We start from the raw sequence: 20,613 nt of genomic DNA on the forward strand, positions 1-20,613 counted from the left end.
AAGCGGAAGCTACGGTGCTAGGCCCTGCGGCGCAGCATCACCAGCCCGGCGATGCCGACACCCATCAGCAGCAGCGTGCGGGGCTCCGGGATCACCGGCGCGCTCACCAGCCCGTAGTGGAATGCCACCGGCACACCGATTTCCAGGTCCGGGTCGATGCCCCAGCTGTGCACGTCGGCCATGCGTTCGCCGATCCCGACGAAACCGTCCACGGTGTAGGCGAAGAACGCGGTGCTGAGCGGCGCGACCCCGTTGCCGACGGTGGTCGTGGGAAGCTCCGGGTACAGGCCGTAGGTGTTCGGAGTGAAGGGCTCAAGGCCCCACGTGGCTTCCCACTCGGGCGCGAACTCGTTCGCCGGACCGGAAATCGCCAGCCACGGGTTGCCGGTGACCGGGTCCACGGGGAGTTCCCCGACGTAGTTGTAGTGGAACGGGCCGATGTCCAGCAGCTCGAAGCCGCTGAGGCCGTTCATGCCCTCGGTGGGCATGTAGCCGAGATTGGTCACCCGGTAGATGAACAGGGTCACGTCGCCGGGAGCCGCGACACCGTAGACGGCGGGCCCATTCCCCTCGAGATAGAAGTCCACCTGGTCCACGGACACGATGGCGTCGCGGGGGCGCTCCCCGTTGATCTGGGTGGAGCCGTCCGCCTTCCACCAGTAGGTCGCCGTGAAGGCCGGCGCCGGGAGCGCCGAGGCCACCGCGGCCAGCGCGCACAGCAGGCCGGTGCAGAGCAAGATGCCGAAGGAGTAGCGACGCATGGAATCAGGTGCTCCTTTCCATCCGGGAGGCGAGATACGCCCTTGGTACGTGCCCCCGCCGGCTGCGGCGAAATTCCGGGCCAGGGCGCTCCGATTCATTTCAGTGCTAACAAGATTATCATGGATCCGGCCGCAATTCAATGCGGGAATCCACAACCTTTGTAACTGGTTGTGAAATAATGTCTTGAAGCAACGCTCTCGACGAGTCTCAAACTCGCCCGCGGCGCCCCGAACGGAACTGGGCCAGGGCCCTCGCGAGCGCGGCCGCGGGATCGGCCGCCCCGAACACCGCGCGGCCCAGGACCATGGCGTCCGCGCCTTCTCGTCCCGCAACCCCGGGAGTCGCCACGCGCGCCTGGTCGTGCGCGACGCCGTCGGCGAAACGGATGCCCGGCGTGACCAGCAACAGCCCCGGCCCCACCGCGCGACGCGCGGCGCGCGCTGCCTCCACCGACATCACCAGGCCATGAGCGCCGGCCGCGGCGGACTCGCGCGCGAGCCGGAGCACGCGGCCCGCCACGTCGCCGCCCTCGCTGGTGAGCACCGTCACCGCCAGGATCTGCGTGCCGCTGCCGCGCGCGCCCGCCACGGCCGCGGCCACGCCCCTGGGCCCCGCGGTGGCGTGCACGGTGAGCAGGTCCGCCCCCAGCTCCGCGGCGGAGCGCGCCGCGCCCTCCATGGTGTGCGGGATGTCATGAACCTTCAGGTCCAGGAACACGCCGTCGGCCTTCAGCCGCCGCACCAGCGGCGGGCCGGCGGCGGTGAACAATTCCAGGCCCACCTTCACGCCGCAGCGCGCCCCCCCCAGCCGGCGCAGCTGCGCCAGGGCCTCGCGCGAGGTGGGAAAGTCGAGCGCCAGGAAGGCGCGCACGCCGCCGGGCGGGCGCGCGGGCCGGGTGCGGATGGTGGTCACGGGAGCCTCCGAACGAAACCTGCGAACGTGGCGCGCCGCGCGGGTTCGGGACAGTTCACTTCAGCGTGGCGCGCTGTCCGAGCGCGCCGACAAGGTCGCGGCAGCTCGACGCGCCGATTTCCGCGAGCGCGCGCCGCAGCGCGGCGGCCCGCACGCCCGCGCCGGACGGGTCCAGGAACAGCGCCGTGCCCACCTGCACCGCCGCGGCGCCGGCCAGCAGGAAGCCCAGCACGTCGCGCGCCTCCATGATGCCGCCGATGCCGATCACCGGGATTCGAAGAGCCCCCGCCAGGCGCCGCACCATCGCCATCGCCACCGGCCGCACCGCGGGCCCGGAGAGCCCGCCCGCGCCCGGCGAGGGCAGCGCGGTGCGCGACTTCCAGTGCACATCGGCGCCCACCAGCGTGTTGATGGCCGACACGGCGTCGGCGCCGGCGTCCTGCGCCGCCCGGCCCAGGGCCACGATGTCGTGCGTGTTGGGCGTGAGCTTGGCGACCAGGAACCGCCCGGTGCGCGCGCGCACCCCGCGCACCACCCCGGCCACCTGCGCCGGGTCGGTGCCCAGGTCCAGGCCGCCGCGGGCCACGTTGGGGCACGACAGGTTGAGCTCGAAACCCTCGAAACCGTCGTGCCCTTCGAGCCGCTCCGCCTGGGTCGCGTAGTCGCCCGGGGAGTAGCCGCCCAGGCTGACCAGCCGCAGCGGCGGCAGGGCGCGAAGCAGGGGCAGCTTCTCCCCCACGAAGCGGTCCAGCCCCACGTTCTCGAGCCCGATGGAATTGAGCATCCCCGATGCCGTCTCCGCCACGCGCGGGGCGGGGTTGCCAGGGCGGGGCTGCAGCGTGACCGTCTTGGTGACGAACCCGCCGATCTCCTCCATGGGCAGCGCCCCGGCCAGTTCCGGGCCGTAGCCGCAACAGCCGGACGCCAGCAGCACCGGCGTGCGCAGCGTGAACGGGCCCAGCTTCACGGCCAGCGCGCCGGGCGCATCCGGGCCGCACCCGCCCGCGCCCGCGCCCCCCGCGTCCTGCCCTCTTACGTCCGGCATGCCGCCTCCCTCTCCCAGTCGATCCGCCGGGCGTCGAACGCCGGCCCGTCCTCGCAGGCCATGGCGAAAGTCGGCGCGGGGGGCTCGCCCGCGGGCACGGGCGATCCCCCTGGATCCGCGTGCGCCACCGGCACGGCGCAGCCGCGGCACACGCCCACGCCGCAGGGCATGGGCGCTTCCACCGACACGTACGCTTCGAGCGCCCGCTCGCGCGCCAGCGCGGCGGTGGCGGCCAGCAGCCCCATGGGGCCGCACGCGAACAGCGTCGGCGCGGGGCCCGCGCCGGCAGGGATCGCATCGAGAGCGCGGCGCACCGCGTCGAGCACCGTGCCGCGCTCCCCGCGGGAGCCGTCCTCGGTGCAGATCACGGAATCGAGCGCGGCCAGCTCCGGGGAATCCCACAGCAGGGGCGCGCGGGTGGCGCCGTAGAAGAAGCGCACGCGGGCCGGGTCGGAGGCCCCGCGCGAGACGTACAGCAGCGGCGCGACCCCGTAGCCTCCCGCGACCATCCACAGCGGGCCGGGCAGTCGCGGGAAGCCGCGCCCCAGCGGGCCGTGGCCCTCGAGCCGCGAACCCAGCGGCAGGCGGGCCAGCGCGCGCGTGCCGCGGCCGGCTTCCGAGAACAGGATGCGGAACGAGGCCGGCCCCGCGCCGCCGGCATCCCAGTCGAGCAGGCTGAACGGGCGGGGCCAGAAGACCTCGGGAAGGTTGAGCTGGACGAACTGGCCGGCGGATGCCCCGGGTGCGGAACAGTTCAGGACGAAGCTCGCGAGATGCTGACGCTCGGCCACCGCCTGGCGTTCGCGCAGCTCCGCGCGGAAGCGGATCCAGCCCACGCGCGGGCCTACCGGTTGCCCGGCGGGGCGGCCCCGCCGGTATCGGGCTCGGCCGGGGCGCCCGGCATGTGCGGCAGGCTGTCGGGCGGGGCCGGGCCGCCCGGGGCCGCGCCCGCAGGCGGCGGTACAGTCGGCGGCGCGGCCGGCGGCGCGGCCGGCGACGCGGGCGCAGATCCGGGTGGCGGACTGCCCTTCGGCGCGGCGGAGGTGTCTGGGGGCGTGGAGCCCGGCGGAGGCGCAGAGCCCGGCGGGCCGCCCCTTCGCACAGCAGAAGTATCCGCCGTCACCGGCGGCACGCTGTCCATCTCGGCCGCCTGGATCGAGGGCACCGAGCTGCCCGCCGGCACCATCGGCCTCGAGATGCCGCGCGAGGCCGCGGTGGCCCGCGTCACCGAATCCGCGCGCATCGCCTCCGCGCGCTTCAGGGCCTCGCGGCGCAACGAGTCCGAGTACGCGATCAAACGTATGGAATCGGCCACTGTCTTCCTGCGCAGCGAGTCCGCGCGCGCCGCCTGGGCGATGGAGTCGGCGATGGCCTCGGGCGGCTTGGGGCACGGGATGTTGGTGGTGTCCCGGCCGCCGGCGGCCAGCACGGAGTCCGCGGCGGCCCCGAAGTGCCGCTGCAGCGTGTCCTGCGCCGCCAGCCCGAACGCGGTGCTCGAGTACCGCGCGGCCACGCGCGCGTACGCGGAATCGGCCGCGGCCGGTCGCTTCATCTTCGCCAGCACCCAGCCCGCCGCGAAGGCGGCCTTGGGTCCGAAGCGGGTGAAGCTGTAGGCGCGCTCCACCCCCAGGTACTCCACCAGGGCGCGGTCCAGCTTCTTCATGTCGAAGCAGTAGAGCTCGGCCAGCAGGAAGGCGGTCTCCGCCCGGCCGTCGAAGTGGCTCTTCGAGTCGGCCATCATCTTCTTGTACTCGGCGGCCCGGGCCAGCCCGGAGTTCCGTTCCTTGGCCACGTCGGTGAACTCGGAGCGCGGCATGGTGTTCACGGCGTCGTAGAACTTGCGCGCCTGGTCGAAGTCCTCCCTGTTCACCTCCTGGATGTAGCCGAGCTGGTAGGCGGCCACCGAGCCGAACCGGTCGTTGGGGTGCGCCTCCTTGATCGTCGTGTACTGGTCCACGGCGCGGTCCACCTGGCCGCGCAGCGCCTCGCACCCCGCGATCCGCAATTGAAGGTCGGGATCCCGCATCTGCTGGAGGTCCTTGGGCTGCGCGCGGACGTCAATCTGCTGCTGGCGGTAGTAGGTGATGGCTTCCTCGAAGCGGCGGGCGCGCTCGAGGGCCTCTCCCACCTTCAGCCGGGCGGCGAAGCGGTCCTCCTCGCGCGGGGCGTCGAGGGCCACCTGCGAGAACTCGGTGCGCGCGCTGTCCCATTCCTCGAGCTGGAAGTAGGCCTCGCCGCGGTAGGTCTGCGAGCGGTAGCGCTCCTCGCTGGCGGGACATTCGCGGATCAGGCGGGTGTAGGTCTCCAGCGCCTCGCGGCTGCGCTTCTGCTGCCGGAACCCGTCGCCCAGGGTGATCAGGGCCTGGTCCTTGCCGGCGTAGTCCGGGAACCGGGCCAGCACCTGGTTCAGCGTGCTCTCGGCGTCGGCGAAGCGGCGCAGCCGGGTCAGCGCCTGGGCCTGGCCGGTGAGGGCGTCGGGAACGAACCGGCTCTGAGGCAGGCTGTCGCACAGCAGCTGGAACTGGGTCACGGCGCCCTCGTAGTCGCCCTTGCCCAGCTGGCAGCGCCCGATCAGGAGCACCGCCTCGTCCACGTACTTGCTGTCGGGGAACTTGGTGAGCAGGTTGGTGCACGCGCGCATGCACTGTTCGTACTGGGCCAGCTCGGCCGCCGAGGCGCCCTGGAGCGGGTTGCGGGCCCTCTCCTCCATGGCCTTGTCCCAGGCCTTGCGTGCCATGTAGAAGGTGTTGTAGTACGCACAGCCACCCAGGAACAGCGTGACCAGGAGAGCGACCAGCGCGACCGGGATGCGCCTCACGATCCGCCCCCGCCGGGATGCAGGTCTTGAAGCGCGTACACCGGGAAGTCCCCGCGCTGCAGCGCCTCGATGGCGTGGATCGCGGCGGACGCGGCCGCCAGCGTGGTCAGGCACGGCACGCGGCACTGCAGCGCGGCGCGCCGGATGCGGACCTCGTCGAACTGCGACTCCCGGCCCAGCGGCGTGTTGATCACCAGGTCCACCTCCCCGCGCGTGATCAGATCCTCGGCGTTGGGGCCGCCCTCGTGCACCTTGAACACCGGGCGCGCCGGGATGCCGTTGCGCCTGAGCATCAGCGCCGTGCCGCCGGTGGCCAGCAGCTCGAAGCCCAGGTGCCGGAGCTGCTTGGCCATGAACACGATGGCCCGCTTGTCCTGGTCGCACACCGACAGGAACGCGCGCCCCTTCAGCGGCAGGCGCTCCCCCAGCGCCAGCTTGGCCTTCGCGTAGGCCAGGCCCATGTTGTCGGAAATCCCCATCACCTCGCCCGTGGACTTCATTTCCGGGCCCAGCAGCGTGTCCACTCCGGGGAACCGGTCGAAGGGCAGCGCCGGGTGCTTGAGCGACACGTGCTGCGGGTCGCCCTCGACCGGGGGGCGGTCCGAGGGCAGCTTCCCGCCCGCCATCACGCGCGCGGCCACCCGCGCCAGCGGCCAGCCCGCGGCCTTGCTCACGAAGGGCACCGTGCGCGAGGCGCGCGGGTTGGCCTCGAGCACGTACAGCGTGTCGTTGCGCAGCGCGAACTGCACGTTCATCAGTCCCACCACCGGCAGCGCCAGCGCCAGCTTCGTGGTCTGCGCGGCGATCTCGGCCAGCGTCTCGCGGCCCACCGAGAACGCCGGGATGACGCACGACGAGTCGCCGGAGTGGATGCCCGCGGCCTCGAGGTGCTCCATGATGGCGCCCAGCCACACGCGCTCGCCGTCGCACACGGCATCCACTTCCAGCTCGATCGCGTCCTCCAGGAAGCGGTCGAGCAGCAGCGGCTCCTCGCGCGAGATGGCGACTTCCTTCAGCAGCGCCGCCAGGTCGTCCGGGCCGAACAGGATCCGCATCCCGCGGCCCCCCAGCACGTACGAGGGCCGCGCGAGGATGGGCCAGCCCATGCCCTCGGCCGCGGCGACGGCGTCGTCGGCGTTCCAGGCCGTGGTGCACACCGGCTGTCGCAGCCCCAGCTCGCGCACCAGCTCGGAGAAGCGCAGGCGGTTCTCGGCGCGGTCGATGGCGTCCCAGCCGGTGCCCAGGATGTTGACCCCGGCCTCGGCCAGCCCGCGCGCCAGCGAGAGCGGCGTCTGCCCGCCCAGCTGCACCAGCACCCCGATGGGACGCTCCGTCGCCACCACCGCCAGCACGTTCTCCAGCGTCAGTGGCTCGAAGTACAGCCGGTCGGACACATCATAATCGGTGCTGACGGTTTCGGGGTTGGAATTGATCATCACCACCTGGTAGCCGGCCTCGCGCAGCTCCAGGCACGCCTGGACGCAGCAGTAGTCGAACTCCAGGCCCTGCCCGATCCGGTTGGGGCCGCTGCCCAGCACCAGGATGGTCCTTCCCGCACCGGCGCGGGATTCGTCCTGCTCGCCGTAGGTGGAGTAGAAGTACGGCGTCTCGGCCTCGAATTCCGCGGCGCAGGTGTCCACGGCCTTCATCGCCGGGACCAGGCCCGCGGCCTCGCGGGCCGCGCGCACCCCGGCTTCGGGCGATCCCGAGAACGCCGCCAGATCCGCGTCGCCGAAGCCACGGCGCTTGGCCCGCTCCAGCAGCGGCAGGTCGGTCACGAAGCCGGTGCCGGCCGCCCGGACCTCCTCCTCCAGCTCCACCATCTGGCGGAACTGCTCCAGGAACCACGGGTGCACGTGCGTCCAGCGGGCCAGCTCTGCGGGGCTCCGCCCCTCGCGCAGCGCCTGTCGCATGGCCAGCCAGCGCCCGGGTCGGGCCCTGCCCAGCTCCTCCGGGCCCAGCGGCCCGGCGCCATACTCGCCGCGCCAGCCCTGCGAGGGCGACTCCAGCGAGCGCAGCGCCTTGAGGAACGCCTCCTGGAAGCTGCGCCCCAGCCCCATCACCTCGCCCACGGACTTCATCTGCGTGCCCAGCACCGGCTCGGCGGCGGGGAACTTCTCGAACGCCCAGCGCGGGATCTTCACCGCCACGTAGTCCAGGGCGGGCTCGAAGCTGGCCGGGGTGCGGCGGGTGATGTCGTTGGGGATCTGGTCCAGCGTGGCGCCCACCGCCAGCCACGCCGCGATCTTGGCGATGGGGAAGCCGGTGGCCTTGGAGGCCAGCGCGGAGCTGCGCGAGACGCGCGGGTTCATCTCGATCACGTAGCGCTCGCGGGTGCGCGGGTCCACCGCGAACTGGATGTTCGAGCCGCCCGTCTCCACGCCCACGGCGCGCATCACCTTCAGCGCGTCGTCGCGCATGCCCTGGTACTCGCGATCCCCCAGCGTCTGCTGGGGGGCCACGGTGACGCTGTCGCCGGTGTGCACGCCCATGGGGTCCAGGTTCTCGATGGAGCACACCACCACGGCGTTGTCCGCGCGATCGCGCATCATCTCCAGCTCGAACTCCAGGTGGCCCAGCAGGCTCTGCTCCACCAGCGCCTCGTGCGTGGCGCTGGCCTGCAGGCACAGCTCCAGGCGGCGCCGCAGGTCGGCCTCGTCGTGGGCCGCGCCGCTGCCCGCGCCGCCCAGCGCGAAGGAGGCGCGCACGATCACCGGCAGGCCCACCTGGCGCGCGAAGCGCACACCGTCCTCCACCGTGCGCACGGCGCGGCTGTCGGGCAGCTTCAGCCCGGCGGCGAGCATGCAGTCGCGGAACACCTCGCGGCTCTCGGCGCGCCGGATGGTCTCCAGGGAGGCGCCGATCATCTCCACCCCGTGCCGCTCCAGGGCCCCGGAGACCGCCAGCTCCACCGCCACGTTGAGCGCGGTCTGCCCGCCCATGGTGGGCAGCAGCGCATCCGGCTTCTCGATGGCGATCACGCGCTCCACCACGTCGGCGGTCACCGGCTCCAGGTAGGTGCGGTCGGCCATGGGAGCGTCGGTCATGATGGTGGCCGGATTCGAGTTCACCAGCACCACCCGGTAGCCCACCGCGCGCAGCGCGCGGCACGCCTGCGTGCCGGAATAGTCGAACTCGCACGCCTGCCCGATCACGATGGGCCCGGAGCCCAGGATCAGGATGGTCTCCAGGTCGCGGCGCGTCTCGAAGCCCGGCGTGCTCACATTGTCCCCGTGCCCGCGGCCCGCGCGGGCGCCAGCGTGCGGGCGAAGTCGTCAAAGGCCGGTCGGGCGTCGTGCGGCCCGGGGCCCGCCTCGGGATGGAACTGGATGGCGGTGACCGGCAGCGAGCGGTGGCGGAAGCCCTCGAGGGTGCCGTCGTTGAGATTGCGCAGCGTGGGCTCCCAGTCGCGGGCGCGAGCTTCGTCCCAGCGCACGCAGTAGTTGTGGTTCTGCGAAGTGATGGCCACCCGCCCGGTGGCGATCTCGCCCACCGGGTGGTTGCCGCCGTGGTGCCCGTAGCGGAGCTTGTAGGTCTCCATGCCCAGCGCCCGTGCCAGCACCTGGTGGCCGAGGCAGATGCCCAGCACCGGCAGGGTGCCGATCAGCGAGGCGGCCAGATCCACCACGTGGGGCACGTCCACGGGATCGCCCGGGCCGTTGGAGAACACCACGCCGTCGGGCCGCCACGCCAGCAGCTCCGCGCGCGCCACCCGCGCCGGGTACACCCTCACCCGCGCGCCTCGCTCCGCCAGCTGGCGCAGGATGCTGCGCTTCACGCCGCAGTCCACCACCGCCACCCGGGGGGCTGCGCCCGCGAGCGGGGCGGGCACCGGGCGCGGCACGAAACTCGCGGACACGCCGCCGGGCCCGGCCGGCGCGGGCCCGGGCGGCACGGGATCCTCGAAGTCGTACGCGGCGGGGGCGCTGACTCGGTCCACGAAGTCGCCCCCGGTCACTTCGGGGTGCGCACGGGCGCGGTCCACCAGCTCGGAGGCCGCCAGGCCCGTGGAGTCGATGCAGCCCTTGAGCACGCCGGCCTCGCGCAGCCGGCGGACGAGAGCCCGGGTGTCCACGCCCCGGATGCCCACCACGCCGCGCTCCGCGAGCAGCGGCTCCAGCTCGGGAGCCACGCCCCCGCTGGTGGTGGCCTCGCGCACCACCACTCCCTCGGCCTGGAAGCGGTCCGACTCGTGGTCGTCCGGGCTCACGCCGTAGTTGCCGATCAGCGGGTAGGAGAAGGTGACGAACTGCCCGCGGTAGGACGGATCGGTGAGGATCTCCGTGTAGCCGGCCATCGAGGTGTGGAACACCACCTCGGCACAGGCGGTTCCGGCGGCCCCGTAGGCGAAGCCCCGGAAGACCGTGCCATCCTCGAGCGCCAGCAGGGCGGGGCGCAACCCGCCCATCAGGAGCGGGCCCCCGCGGCCGAGGGCAGGTCCGAGTGCGTGGGGCGGCCTTCCAGCAGCGTCAGCACCGGCTTGCCGGTCATCTCCAGGCCTTCGAAGGGGGTGTTGCGGCAGCGGGACGCGAAGTCCGCCCCACGCACCGTCCAGCGCGCGCGGGGGTCGAACACCGCCAGGTCGGCGGAGGCGCCGGCGGCGATCGGCGCGGGCGGCAGGCCCAGCGCCTCGCGCGGCCCGCGCGCCCACAGCCACGCCCACACCAGGGGCGAGAGCCGCCCGGACTCCACCAGCGCGGTGTGGCTGGAGGCCAGCGCCGTCTCCAGCCCCACGAAGCCCGGCGGGGCCTCGCCGAACGGGCGCGCCTTCTCCTCGGAGGAGTGCGGCGCGTGGTCGGTGGCCAGCGCGGTGAGCGTGCCGTCGCCCAGCGCCTCGAACAGCGCCTCCTGGTGCTCCAGGCTGCGCAGCGGCGGGTTCACGCGGAAGGTGCCGTCGTGCACGCGGGTGTCCTCGTCGGTGAACCACAGATAGTGCGGCGCGGTCTCGCCGGTGATGGGCAGCCCCTCCGCGCGCGCGCGGCGGATGGCGGCCACCGCGCTGGCGGTGGACACGTGCGCGAAGTGGATCCGCCCGCCGGTGAGCCGCGAGAGCACGATGTCGCGCTCCACGCACAACTCCTCGGAGGCCGCGGGAATGCCCGCGCGCCCCAGTTCCAGCGACACGCGGCCCTCGTGCATCACGCCCCCGCCCGAGAGCGCCTCGTCCTCGGCGTGCTCGATGAGCGTGCGGCCCTCGGAGGACAGCCACTCCAGCACCTTGCGCGCCGCGCCCGCGCTGCGCACCGGGTCGCCGTCGTCACTGGCTGCCACCGCGCCCGCGGCGAACAGCGCCGGCAGGTCCGAGGGCGCCTCGCCCCTGCGGCCGGAGGTGGCGGCCACCACGGGGTGCAGCCGGCAGGTGCCCGCGCGGCGCGCCTGCTCCAGGAGCGCCAGCACCAGGAAGGGATGGTCGAGCGGCGGGTTGGTGTTGGGCATGCAGGCGACGTCGGTAAAGCCGCCGCGCGCCGCGGCGGCCAGGCCGGTCTGCACCGTCTCCTCGTCGCTGCGGCCCGGCTGGCGCAGGTGCACGTGCATGTCGAAGCAGCCGGGCAGCACCCACATCCCGGCGCAGTCCATCACCTCCGCGCCCGCGACTGGAAGGCCCGGGCCCACCGCGGCGATGCGGCCGTTCTCGATGCGCACGTCGGCCGCCTCGTCGGCGCTGCGGAATGGATCCAGCACCCGCCCGCCGGCCAGCAGCAGCGCCCGACTCACGATGCCACCCCCAGGTCCGGGCGCCACAGCAGCGCCAGCACCGCCATCCGCGCGAAGGTGCCGTTGCGCACCTGCTCCAGGATCCGGGACTGCCTCGAGTCGGCCACTTCGTGGGTCAGCTCCACGCCGCGCTGCACCGGGCCGGGATGCAGCACGAAAAGCTCCGGGCGGCGCCTGAGATGCTCCAGCGTGAGGCCATAGCGGGCGCGAAGCGTGCCGCTGGAGGCCGGCGCGTCGCCCTGGATGCGCTCGCCCTGCAGGCGCAACCCCATCACCGCGTGCGCGCCCTCGAGCGCCTCGTCCAGGCGCCAGGTGACCGTGGCCCCGAGCTCGCGCCAGCGTGGTGAGACCAGCGTGGGCGGGCCGCAGAACACCACGGAGGCACCCAGCGTGCGCAGGCCGAAGAAGTTGGAGCGGGCCACGCGGCTGTGCTCGATGTCCCCCACCAGCACCACCCGCTTGCCCGAGAGGTCGCCCAGGGCGTCCTCGAGCGTCAGGATGTCCAGCAGCGCCTGGGTGGGGTGTTCGCCGGTGCCGCTGCCCGCGTTCACCACGGGGATGTCCACCTGGGTGGAGAGGTAGTCCGACGCGTCGGGATCGGGGTGGCGCACGATGATGATCTCGATGCCCTGCGCCTCCAGCACGCGGCCGGTGTCGCGCAGCGACTCGCCCTTGCGCGCGCTGGAAGTGTCGGCATTCAAGACCAGGGCCACGGCGCCCAGGCGCGCCACCGCCGACTCGAAGCTCATGCGGGTGCGGGTGGAGTTCTCGTAGAAGAGAAGAGCGGCCTGCCGGCCCGGGGCCACCCGGGCGTGGGCGTCGAAGCCGCGGGTGCGGAACTCGCGCGCGGTATCCAGGAACAGGCGGAGCTGGCCGGCCGTGAGGTCGCGGATCCCGGTCAGGTGGCGGCGCGCGAGGAGCCCCGGCTCACTCCAGCTCGCGAATCGAGATGCCATCGACCCCGTCCTGCTCGGTCACCTTGACCGCGATGATCTCCTTCTTGGAGGTGGGCACGTTCTTGCCCACGTAGTCGGCGCGGATGGGGAGCTCGCGGTGGCCGCGGTCCACCAGGACCGCCAGCTGGATGGAACGAGGGCGGCCGACGTCCATGATCGCGTCGAGCGCGGCGCGGACCGTGCGGCCGGTGTAGAGCACGTCGTCCACCAGGACCACGACCCGGTCGGTCAGGTCGAACGGGATCTCGGTGCCCGAAACCAGCGGCTGGTCGCCGACGGTCTTCAGGTCGTCGCGGTAGAGGGTGATGTCGAGGATGCCCAGCTGCAGCTCCACGCCCTCGAATTCCTTGATCTTCTCGCGAACCCGCTTGGCCAGGTGCACCCCGCGCCGGCGGATGCCCACCAGCACCACGTCCTTGGTGCCGTGGTTCTTCTCCACGATCTCGTGGGAGATGCGGGTGAGCGCGCGGCGGAGACCCTCCGCGTCCACGATCTGCGCCTTTTCACGGAGCAGGGACTCGTCCATCGAAACCTCCTGCAAAAAAGCCACCCCACCGGGCGCGTGCGGGATGGCCGTGCAGTCATGGGACACTGGAGTTCCTCCTTTCCGCCCTCTCGGGAGCGGTTAAAAGGGATCTGCGTGGTCGGTAGTGGTCAACCGGGGAGGTTAGCATCCGGGCCTCGAGGGGCACAAGCGGAAAACTGCCGCGTCGGCGGCCGGGCCCCGCCGGGGCGCCCGGGGCGCCCCCGCGCTCAGACCTCCAGGCGGGCGCGCACCGCCGCGCTTTCCAGCTCCCGCAGCGCGTCCGAGGCGATCCAGCGGGAGGACTTCGAGTCCATCCCGGCGATGCGCCGGGCCGAGGCCGAGGCCGCGCGGTTCAGCGCCGCGTTGCGCTTGCCGATCCCGCGCAGCGCCCAGTTGACCGACTTCTTCACGAAGTTGCGCCCGTCGGTGGACGCGGCCTCGATCCGCGGCAGCAGCGCCGCAAACCTGCTGTCGGGGGACTCCCGGTCGTGGGTGGCCAGGCAGGCGATCAGCGCGAAGCCCGCCCGGCGCACGAACTCCCCGTCACGGGCCGTCCACGCGGCCACCCGACCCCACGCCCTCGGGGAGCGGCAGAAGAGGTTCAGGCACACCTGGTCGCACACGTCCCAGGAGTCGAAGTCGCGCACCCACGCGTCCATCCCGCGCACCGTGAGTCGCGCGGGGTCGGCCAGCAGGCTGGCCAGGATGCGCGCGTCGGGAACATCCGTGTCCCAGAGTGCGAGCGCCAGCGCATGGTCGGGACCGATGTGCTTCGCCATGGCGCGCAACACCGGAATGCGGATTCCCAGGCGGCCCTTCCCCACGATGCCGAACCGCGCCATGCCGGCGAGGTCCCCCGGGCCGGCCTGGTTCGCGCGCAGCTCCGCCAGCACTTCGCGGGCGGTGGTCCGCCTCTCCTTGCGGGGCATGGGTTCCCTCCTCCCGCTCCCGGCGCCCCCCGCCTGCCGGGAGGCCCCCGCGCAGTGTAGCACCGGCGCGCGGGGGCACGCCGCGAGCCGCGGCAGTCCGCCGCCGCGGCAAAACCCGCCTTGACCGGCCTTCGGCCGGTGGTAGATTGAAACCCTACGTTGGCTGCGATCCCGGGGTCAGAGGTTCCCTAATACCGTGAGGTTCAACGTGATCGACGTCAAGCGGGACAAGCTGGAAGACCTGCGCCGGCGGCGCGCGGAGGCGATGCTGGGTGGTGGGGAAGAGCGCATTGCCAAGCAGCATGCCCAGGGCCGCCTGACTGCGCACGAGCGCGTGGAGTTGCTGATGGACCCGGGCAGCTTCGAGGAGCTCGGCACCTTCGTCACCCACCGCTGCACCGATTTCGGCATGGACAGGAAGCACGTCACCGGCGACGGCGTGGTGACCGGCGTGGGCCTGGTGGACGGGCGCCAGGTGTACGTGTTCGCCCAGGACTTCACCGTGTTCGGCGGCACCATGAGCGAGGCCAACGGCCAGAAGATCTGCCGCATCATGGACCTGGCCATGGAGAACGGCGCGCCGATCGTGGGGCTGAACGACTCCGGCGGCGCGCGCATCCAGGAGGGCGTGGTCTCCCTGGGCGCCTACGCCGAGGTGTTCCTGCGCAACGTGCTGGCCTCGGGCGTGGTGCCCCAGATCTCCGCGGTGCTGGGACCGTGCGCGGGGGGGGCGGTGTACTCGCCCGCCATCACCGACTTCACCATCATGGTGAAGAACACCAGCAACATGTTCGTGACCGGCCCGGACGTGATCAAGACCGTCACCAACGAGGAGGTCACGTTCGAGGAGCTGGGCGGCGCCATGACGCACAACACCAGGAGCGGCGTGGCCAACTTCGCGGTGGAGGACGACCAGGACGCCATCGACCACATCAAGCGCATCCTGGCCTTCCTGCCCTCCAACAACATGGAGGACCCGCCGCGCATCGCCGCCACCGACGATCCCGACCGCATGGACGAGGCGCTGAACACGCTGGTGCCGGACTCGGCCAACAAGCCCTACGACATGAAGGAAGTGGTGCGGCGCATCGTGGACGACGGGGACTTCCTGGAGGTGCACGAGCATTACGCGCCCAACGTCATCGTGGGCTTCGCGCGGATGGGTGGACGGCCGGTGGGCATCCTGGGCAACCAGCCCAAGGTGCTGGCCGGGGTGCTGGACATCGAGTCGTCCATCAAGGGCGCGCGGTTCGTGCGCACCTGCGACTGCTTCAACGTGCCGATCATCACCTTCGAGGACGTGCCCGGCTTCCTGCCCGGCACGCAGCAGGAGTACGGCGGGATCATCAAGCACGGCGCCAAGCTGCTGTTCGCCTACTGCGAGGCCACCGTGCCCAAGCTCACGGTGGTCACGCGCAAGGCCTACGGCGGGGCCTACGACGTCATGAGCAGCAAGCACATCCGCGGCGACTACAACGTGGCGTGGCCCTCGGCGGAGATGGCGGTGATGGGCGCGGACGGCGCGGTGAGCATCCTGTACCGCGACGGCATCAAGAAGGCCTCCGACCCGGCGGCCGAGCGCGCCCGGCTGATCGCCGAGTACAACCAGAAGTTCGCCAACCCGTACGTGGCCGCCCAGCTGGGCTACCTGGACGACGTGATCGAGCCTAAGGAGACCCGGCCCAAGCTGATCCGGGCGCTCGGATTCCTCGAGAACAAGCGGCAGACGCTGCCGGCGAAGAAGCACGGGAATATTCCGCTGTAGGGGGTGCTGACGCGGCGGCCTGGCGGGGGGCGGCACCACCGCCCGGCGCGGGAAGCGCAGCCTCCGGAATTCCCGGGCGACCCAAAGCGAACGGCCTCCGCGCTTCGGTGCGGAGGCCGTGCTGTGATTGCCGGAGCCTGGTCCAGCCGCCGGGCCGGGCCCGACCCGCCTCAGACCTCCAGCGCCTTCGAAGCCCGCTCGTACTCGTCCGGCCGCACGTACAGGATGTACCCGTACGCGCCGCGGCCGTCGGTGACGCAGCTGGAGGCGAACACGTTCACTTTCGCGTTGTAGAGCTTGGCGTGCACCGCGGCGAGCGCGCCCATTTCGTCGTCGCCCTGCACCAGCAGCGCGCGGTGCGGCCCGTCGAGCAGGATGCCGGCGTTCTTGGCGGCGTCGGTCAACTTGTTGCTGTTCTCGGGGAAGAGCGTCATCTGGGTGCGCTCGGCGCCCACCGGCACACCGTTCACGGCGAGCAGGTTGACCCCCAGCTTGGCCAGCCGGTTGAGCAGCTGGTACGCCTCGCCCGGGTGGTCATCCACCATCGTGTAATAGTAGTCGACCCGGCGGATCTTGAAGGCCATGACTCCCCTCCCGACTGCGCGGCTTCCGCGCCCTTGAGTGCTTCCCTCACGTCCGGCCCGCCCGGCGGAGCGCCGGAGGCGGAGTTCCCTGCCACCCGTGCCGCAACCCGGACGCCGCGCCGCGCGTCCCGAGGGGTCCCGGCGAAACTTCGAAGATAGGCAAACCGCGGGAGGCGGTCAACGCCGGCCCATGTCCGCCTAGCGCTGGTCCTCCAGCGGTGTCGCCGAGACCTGGAAGATCGCAAAGACGAACTTGGCCGGCCCGCCCGCGACCTTCAGGTACACGGAGTGCTTCCCCTCCGGCACCACCACCTCGAAGGCGCGCGGCACGCCGAAGGTCATCCCGGGCACGCGGGTGGTGTAGAGCGGGTTGCTGCGCCGGGTGTTCAGGGGCAGCGCCTGCGCGTCGCCCTCGTCCAGGCGGATGGCCACGGCGTAGTCCATCGCGAAGCCCAGGCCGGAGTGCTCGAAGGGCATCATGGTGATCACGGTGAGCGCGATCGGCCCTTCGAGGTCCACCCGCGCCTCGCGTTCCTTCACCAGCCGGTACAGCGGCTTGTTCACCCACACCGCGGAGGAGGTGATCATGGTGTCGCGCTCGGTGCTGTCGGAGAGTTCCACCGACTGGGCCACGTTGATGAATGGCGTGAGGTCCTGCGGTCCCACCACCCCGACGGTGCCCACGATGCCGATGCGGCGGGCCAGCACCGGGCCCTGTTTCGCGTCCTTCGCGTCCTTCTCATCTTTGCCCGCGGACGAAGGGGCGAAAGCGGCGCACAGCGCCAGGATGACCAGGGGCAGGACCAGGAACCGCGACTTCATGAAGCCTCCCTCGACCCCCTCCCGCCGGCGGCGCCGCGCGGGGAAGATCCATGTGCCGGAACCGGCGCGGCCCGGGGGAGTCCGCGCGATGCGTGTGAAATCGGTGCCACTCACTCGAACAATTCGCTCTGCGGGGGCGCGGGCGCAGACCCGGCCGGCCTCGCCAGGGGCCGCCGGATGCCCAGGTGCTCGTAGGCCCGCGCGGTGGCCTCGCGGCCCCGGGCGGTGCGCTTGAGGAAGCCCTCCTGCACCAGGTAGGGCTCGTAGACGTCCTCCAGCGTGTCGGCCTCCTCGCCCAGCACCGCGGCCAGGGTGCCGATGCCCACGGGGCCGCCCTCGTACTTGGAGATCAGCGCGTCCAGCAGCCGGCGGTCCATGTCGTCGAGGCCCATGCGGTCCACGTCGAGCAGCCGCAGCGCCTCCTCGGTGACCGCCAGCGTGCCCACGCCCTGGCCCTTGATCTGTGCGAAGTCGCGCACCCGGCGCAGCAGCCGGTTGGCCACGCGCGGGGTGCCCCGCGAGCGCAGCGCCACCTGCTCCACCGCGTCCTCGTGGATCTCGAACTGCAGCAGCCGGGCGGAGCGGCGCACGATCTCGGCCAGCTCCGCGGCGCGGTAGTAGTCCATGCGCACGGTGAGGCCGAAGCGCGCGCGCAGCGGCGAGGAGATCAGCCCGGTGCGCGTGGTGGCGCCCACCAGCGTGAAGCGCTCGAGGTTGAGGCGCAGCGAGCGGGCGCTGGGGCCGCGGTCGATCATGATGTCCAGCCGGTAGTCCTCCATGGCCGGGTAGAGGTACTCCTCCACCACCGGATGCAGCCGGTGGATTTCGTCCACGAACAGCACGCTGCGCGGCTCGAGGTTGGTGAGCAGCCCCGCGAGGTCGCCCGGGCGCTCGATCGCCGGCCCCGAAGTGTGCGTGATGGGCACGCCCATCTCCGCGGCGAGGATGTTCGCCAGGGTGGTCTTGCCCAGCCCCGGGGGCCCGTGCAGCAGCACGTGCTCCAGCGCCTCGCCGCGCTGCGCGGCGGCCTGCAGAAAGATACCCAGGCTCTCCTTGACCTGCGCCTGCCCCAGGAAGTCGTCCATCCGGCGGGGACGGAGGCTGTTCTCCAGCTGCGCCTCTCCCTCGGCCAGGCCGGGGTCGGTGATGCGCGCGGGAACCGGCATGGGATCCGCGGCGTCGGTCTGTCGGATGGATGGGCTCATGTCCCGGCAATGCTATCATGGCCCCGGCGGTGGCTCAACGCCGCCGGAGGCGCGACGGGCCGCGCCCATCGGGGAGCCCGCGAACTCGCCCTGCAACAGCCCGCACGCTGACCATCCCCAGGAGCGTCCGCCTTCGACTCGAAAGGGGCCGCACTCATGCGTCGATTCGCCACCCTGCTCTCCGCGCCCGCCGCGCTGCTCGCGGTGTGCCTCGGCGGCTGTGTCCCCGGATCCCGGGCACCCGACACCGAAACTCCGCCGCAGCCCGGCTTCCCGGTGCGCGCCACCATCGCCACCGACCATGCCGGCGTGCCGCACATCACCGCGCGCGACCAGGCCTCGCTCTTCTACGCGCTGGGCTACGTGGAGGGCCGCGACCGGCTGTGGCAGCTGCAGTACTGGCGCGCCATTTCCGAGGGCCGCTCCAGCGAGTTCGTGGGCAACGACGGGCTGCAGTCCGACGGCTTCTTCCGCGCCATGGGCCTGGTGGCGCGCTGCGACCGGGCGTGGGCGGGCCTGCCCGCAGAATCGGTCCTGCGGCGCCGCGCCCGGGCGTTCACCGCGGGGCTCAACGCCTACATCGCCGAGGTGCGCGCTGGGCGCCGGCCGCTGCCGCGCGAGTTCCGTCTCACCGGCACCCGGCCCGGGCCATGGAGGGAATCCACCACGCTGCAGCTGTTGTTCCTGCAGGGCGTGAACCTGGACCTGTCCACCGCGGCCGCCGGGCGCGACTCGTGGGCGAAGGCCAACGGGGTGGCGGCCGTGCGCCGCCGCTGGGCGCTGTGCGCGGACGACCTGCAGTACGTGACCCTCCCCTCACCGGCCGCGGGGGGCGCCGCGCGGGTCGCGCGGGGCGCGGCCGGCGGCCGTGCGGCCGCGGAGGCGGCGGGCGGAGACCGCTCCGACGCCGCCGACGGCGACACCGGGCCCGTCGCCCGCCGGATGGCCGCGCTGCGGCTGTGGGGGCCGGGGGCATCCAACGAGTTCGCGGTGGGGGGCAGCCGCACCGTGAGCGGCAAGCCGCTCCTGGCCAACGACGCGCACCTGGAGCACCTCACACCCTCGCAGTGGTACGCGGTGGCGCTGGAGGTGCCGGACACGCTGGTGGCCGCGGGCTTCACCGTGCCGGGCATCCCGCTGGTGGTCTCGGGGCGCAATCGCGACGCGGCCTGGGGCGTGACCGCGCTGGGAGCGGACGTGTCCGCGGTGACCGCCGAGAGCCTGAGCGCCGACGGGAAGTCGGCGCTGCACGCGGGCCGCTGGGAGCGGATCCGCGAGGTGAAACTGGACCTCTCCTACCGCCTGGGGCCCTTCCGCTTCCCGCTCTTCTGGGTGAAGGCGCGGATCGCTCCGCACGGGGTGCTGCTCAGCGAGGACCGCAAGGCGCGACGCGCCCTGGCGCTGGACTGGTACCCCCTGCGCGACCATGAATTCCGGACCGGCAGCCTCGAGCCGGAGCGCGCCACATCGGCGCAGGCGGCGGTGGATGCCTTCGGCGGCATCCCCACTCCCACGCTCAACCTGGTGGCCGCCGACCGCGCGGGCCACCTCGCCTACCGCACCGTGGGCTGGGTGCCAGGGCAGCAGCGCCCGCGCAGTCCGCTGCCCGAGCCGGGCTGGGAACCGGCGTCCGAGTGGGCCGCGCCCATCCCCGCCGACTCCATGCCCGCGGGCACGGATCCCGCGACCGGCTACTTCGTGAACTGCAACAACCGCCCCGCGGGGCCGGAGTATCCCTACGCGCTTTCCGATTTCTACATGGACTACCGCGCGTTGCGCGTGGACGAGCTGCTGCGCGCCGCCGCACCCCTGGACGTGCGCGGGCTGCAGCGCGTGCAGCTCGACGTGGCATCGCCGCAGTGGAGGCGCTTTGCGCCCCGCTTCCTGGAGGCCGTGGCCGGCGAGAAACTCTCGGAGGAGGCGGGCCGTGCCCGGATGGCGCTGGCGGCATACGACGGGCGGCCCGACTCGATGACGCTTGCGCCGGTGATCTTCCGCACCTGGTACGCGGAAACCCGCGGCCGGTTCGGCCCGGTGAGCATGGACGGGTTCCTGGACGCCGTGCTCGACGGGCGCGCCGGCCCGGCGGGCCCGGGAGATTCCACTTCGGGGCCGGCGTTTTCGCGTCTGATGGCGGGCACGCTGGAGCGGGCCGTCAAGCGGCTGCACCGCACCCTGGGACCGCTGGGGATGAACTGGGCGTGGGGCCGCGCGCACCGGGCCCATTTCGAGCACGCGCTGGAGAAACGCGACCCGAAGCTGGCGCCGCCCGACGTGTGGGTGGCGGGCGACAACCAGAGCGTGAACGTGGGCACCATGCCTCTCTCGAAGCTGCCGCGGGTCTCGGCGGGGCCGAGCATGCGCCACATCTCCGACCTGGCCCAGGACAGCACCGTGCTGCTGGTGATCCCGCCGGGCAACTCGGGCGATCCCGCCTCGCCGCACTTCGCGGACCACCTGGAGGCGTGGGCGCGCGGCCGCTACATGCCGGTGCGGCTGGGGCGCCTGCCGGCGCACGAGGTGGAGAGCGTGGTGGAGCTGGACCTGCCGCGGCGGTAGGCGCCGGGGAATCGG

Annotated in this window: 16 protein-coding genes; 2 read left to right on the plus strand and 14 right to left on the minus strand. The window is 72.5% G+C overall.

What is annotated here, in order from left to right; translation table 11 throughout:
• Positions 1–17: 17 nt before the first annotated feature.
• From HZB25_12020 to HZB25_12070, 11 genes are all read right to left on the minus strand, one after another.
• Entirely contained in the window at positions 18–761 is a 744-nt protein-coding gene (locus HZB25_12020; protein MBI5837961.1) for a PEP-CTERM sorting domain-containing protein, read from the minus strand.
• A 208-nt stretch (positions 762–969) separates the two neighbouring features.
• Entirely contained in the window at positions 970–1,632 is a 663-nt protein-coding gene (gene pyrF / locus HZB25_12025; protein ID MBI5837962.1) for an orotidine-5'-phosphate decarboxylase, read from the minus strand.
• A gap of 97 nt (positions 1,633–1,729) precedes the next feature.
• Positions 1,730–2,719 (minus strand): dihydroorotate dehydrogenase, encoded by a 990-nt coding sequence (locus HZB25_12030; protein MBI5837963.1) that lies wholly within the window; start codon positions 2,717–2,719, stop codon positions 1,730–1,732.
• Positions 2,707–3,555, minus strand: coding sequence for a hypothetical protein (locus HZB25_12035; GenBank protein MBI5837964.1), 849 nt, complete (start codon positions 3,553–3,555; stop codon positions 2,707–2,709). Before HZB25_12035 ends, HZB25_12030 begins: the two co-directional genes overlap by 13 nt.
• 8 nt (positions 3,556–3,563) lie before the next feature.
• Positions 3,564–5,537: a tetratricopeptide repeat protein gene (locus HZB25_12040; GenBank protein MBI5837965.1), complete on the minus strand. Its 1,974-nt coding sequence runs from the start codon at positions 5,535–5,537 to the stop codon at positions 3,564–3,566.
• A complete protein-coding gene (gene carB / locus HZB25_12045) occupies positions 5,534–8,761 on the minus strand; it encodes a carbamoyl-phosphate synthase large subunit (GenBank protein MBI5837966.1) in 3,228 nt (1,075 codons plus the stop codon). The genes HZB25_12040 and carB overlap by 4 nt, the downstream gene beginning before the upstream one ends.
• Positions 8,758–9,945, minus strand: a complete 1,188-nt coding sequence (carA, locus tag HZB25_12050) for a glutamine-hydrolyzing carbamoyl-phosphate synthase small subunit (GenBank protein ID MBI5837967.1) — start codon at positions 9,943–9,945, stop codon at positions 8,758–8,760. The genes carB and carA overlap by 4 nt, the downstream gene beginning before the upstream one ends.
• The gene (locus HZB25_12055) at positions 9,945–11,252 is read right to left on the minus strand and encodes a dihydroorotase (protein ID MBI5837968.1); all 1,308 of its coding nucleotides are present in this window, start codon (positions 11,250–11,252) and stop codon (positions 9,945–9,947) included. The genes carA and HZB25_12055 overlap by 1 nt, the downstream gene beginning before the upstream one ends.
• Positions 11,249–12,208 (minus strand): aspartate carbamoyltransferase catalytic subunit, encoded by a 960-nt coding sequence (locus HZB25_12060; GenBank protein ID MBI5837969.1) that lies wholly within the window; start codon positions 12,206–12,208, stop codon positions 11,249–11,251. The genes HZB25_12055 and HZB25_12060 overlap by 4 nt, the downstream gene beginning before the upstream one ends.
• On the minus strand, positions 12,180–12,734 hold the full coding sequence (gene pyrR, locus HZB25_12065) for a bifunctional pyr operon transcriptional regulator/uracil phosphoribosyltransferase PyrR (protein ID MBI5837970.1): 555 nt from the start codon (positions 12,732–12,734) through the stop codon (positions 12,180–12,182). Before pyrR ends, HZB25_12060 begins: the two co-directional genes overlap by 29 nt.
• A gap of 227 nt (positions 12,735–12,961) precedes the next feature.
• A complete protein-coding gene (locus HZB25_12070; protein ID MBI5837971.1) occupies positions 12,962–13,663 on the minus strand; it encodes a DNA alkylation repair protein in 702 nt (233 codons plus the stop codon).
• Between the two features lie 265 nt (positions 13,664–13,928).
• Here HZB25_12070 and HZB25_12075 point away from each other — a divergent pair, with 265 nt between their 5' ends.
• Positions 13,929–15,428, plus strand: coding sequence for an acyl-CoA carboxylase subunit beta (locus HZB25_12075; protein ID MBI5837972.1), 1,500 nt, complete (start codon positions 13,929–13,931; stop codon positions 15,426–15,428).
• A gap of 170 nt (positions 15,429–15,598) precedes the next feature.
• On the opposite strand, the gene HZB25_12080 is transcribed toward HZB25_12075, so the two are convergent.
• The 3 genes from HZB25_12080 to ruvB all read right to left on the minus strand — a co-directional run bounded on the left by HZB25_12080 (position 15,599) and on the right by ruvB (position 18,000).
• Positions 15,599–16,012 carry a hypothetical protein gene (locus HZB25_12080; GenBank protein MBI5837973.1) on the minus strand — a complete coding sequence of 138 codons (414 nt, stop codon included), beginning with the start codon at positions 16,010–16,012 and terminating at the stop codon, positions 15,599–15,601.
• A 198-nt stretch (positions 16,013–16,210) separates the two neighbouring features.
• Positions 16,211–16,834: a hypothetical protein gene (locus tag HZB25_12085; protein MBI5837974.1), complete on the minus strand. Its 624-nt coding sequence runs from the start codon at positions 16,832–16,834 to the stop codon at positions 16,211–16,213.
• A gap of 110 nt (positions 16,835–16,944) precedes the next feature.
• Positions 16,945–18,000 (minus strand): Holliday junction branch migration DNA helicase RuvB, encoded by a 1,056-nt coding sequence (gene ruvB / locus HZB25_12090; GenBank protein ID MBI5837975.1) that lies wholly within the window; start codon positions 17,998–18,000, stop codon positions 16,945–16,947.
• 195 nt (positions 18,001–18,195) lie between these two features.
• On the opposite strand from ruvB, the gene HZB25_12095 reads away from it, so the two are divergent.
• Positions 18,196–20,598 carry a penicillin acylase family protein gene (locus HZB25_12095; GenBank protein ID MBI5837976.1) on the plus strand — a complete coding sequence of 801 codons (2,403 nt, stop codon included), beginning with the start codon at positions 18,196–18,198 and terminating at the stop codon, positions 20,596–20,598.
• Positions 20,599–20,613: the final 15 nt, after the last annotated feature.

This window comes from Candidatus Eisenbacteria bacterium, from assembly GCA_016235265.1.
GTDB lineage: Bacteria > Eisenbacteria > RBG-16-71-46 > RBG-16-71-46 > JACRLI01 > JACRLI01.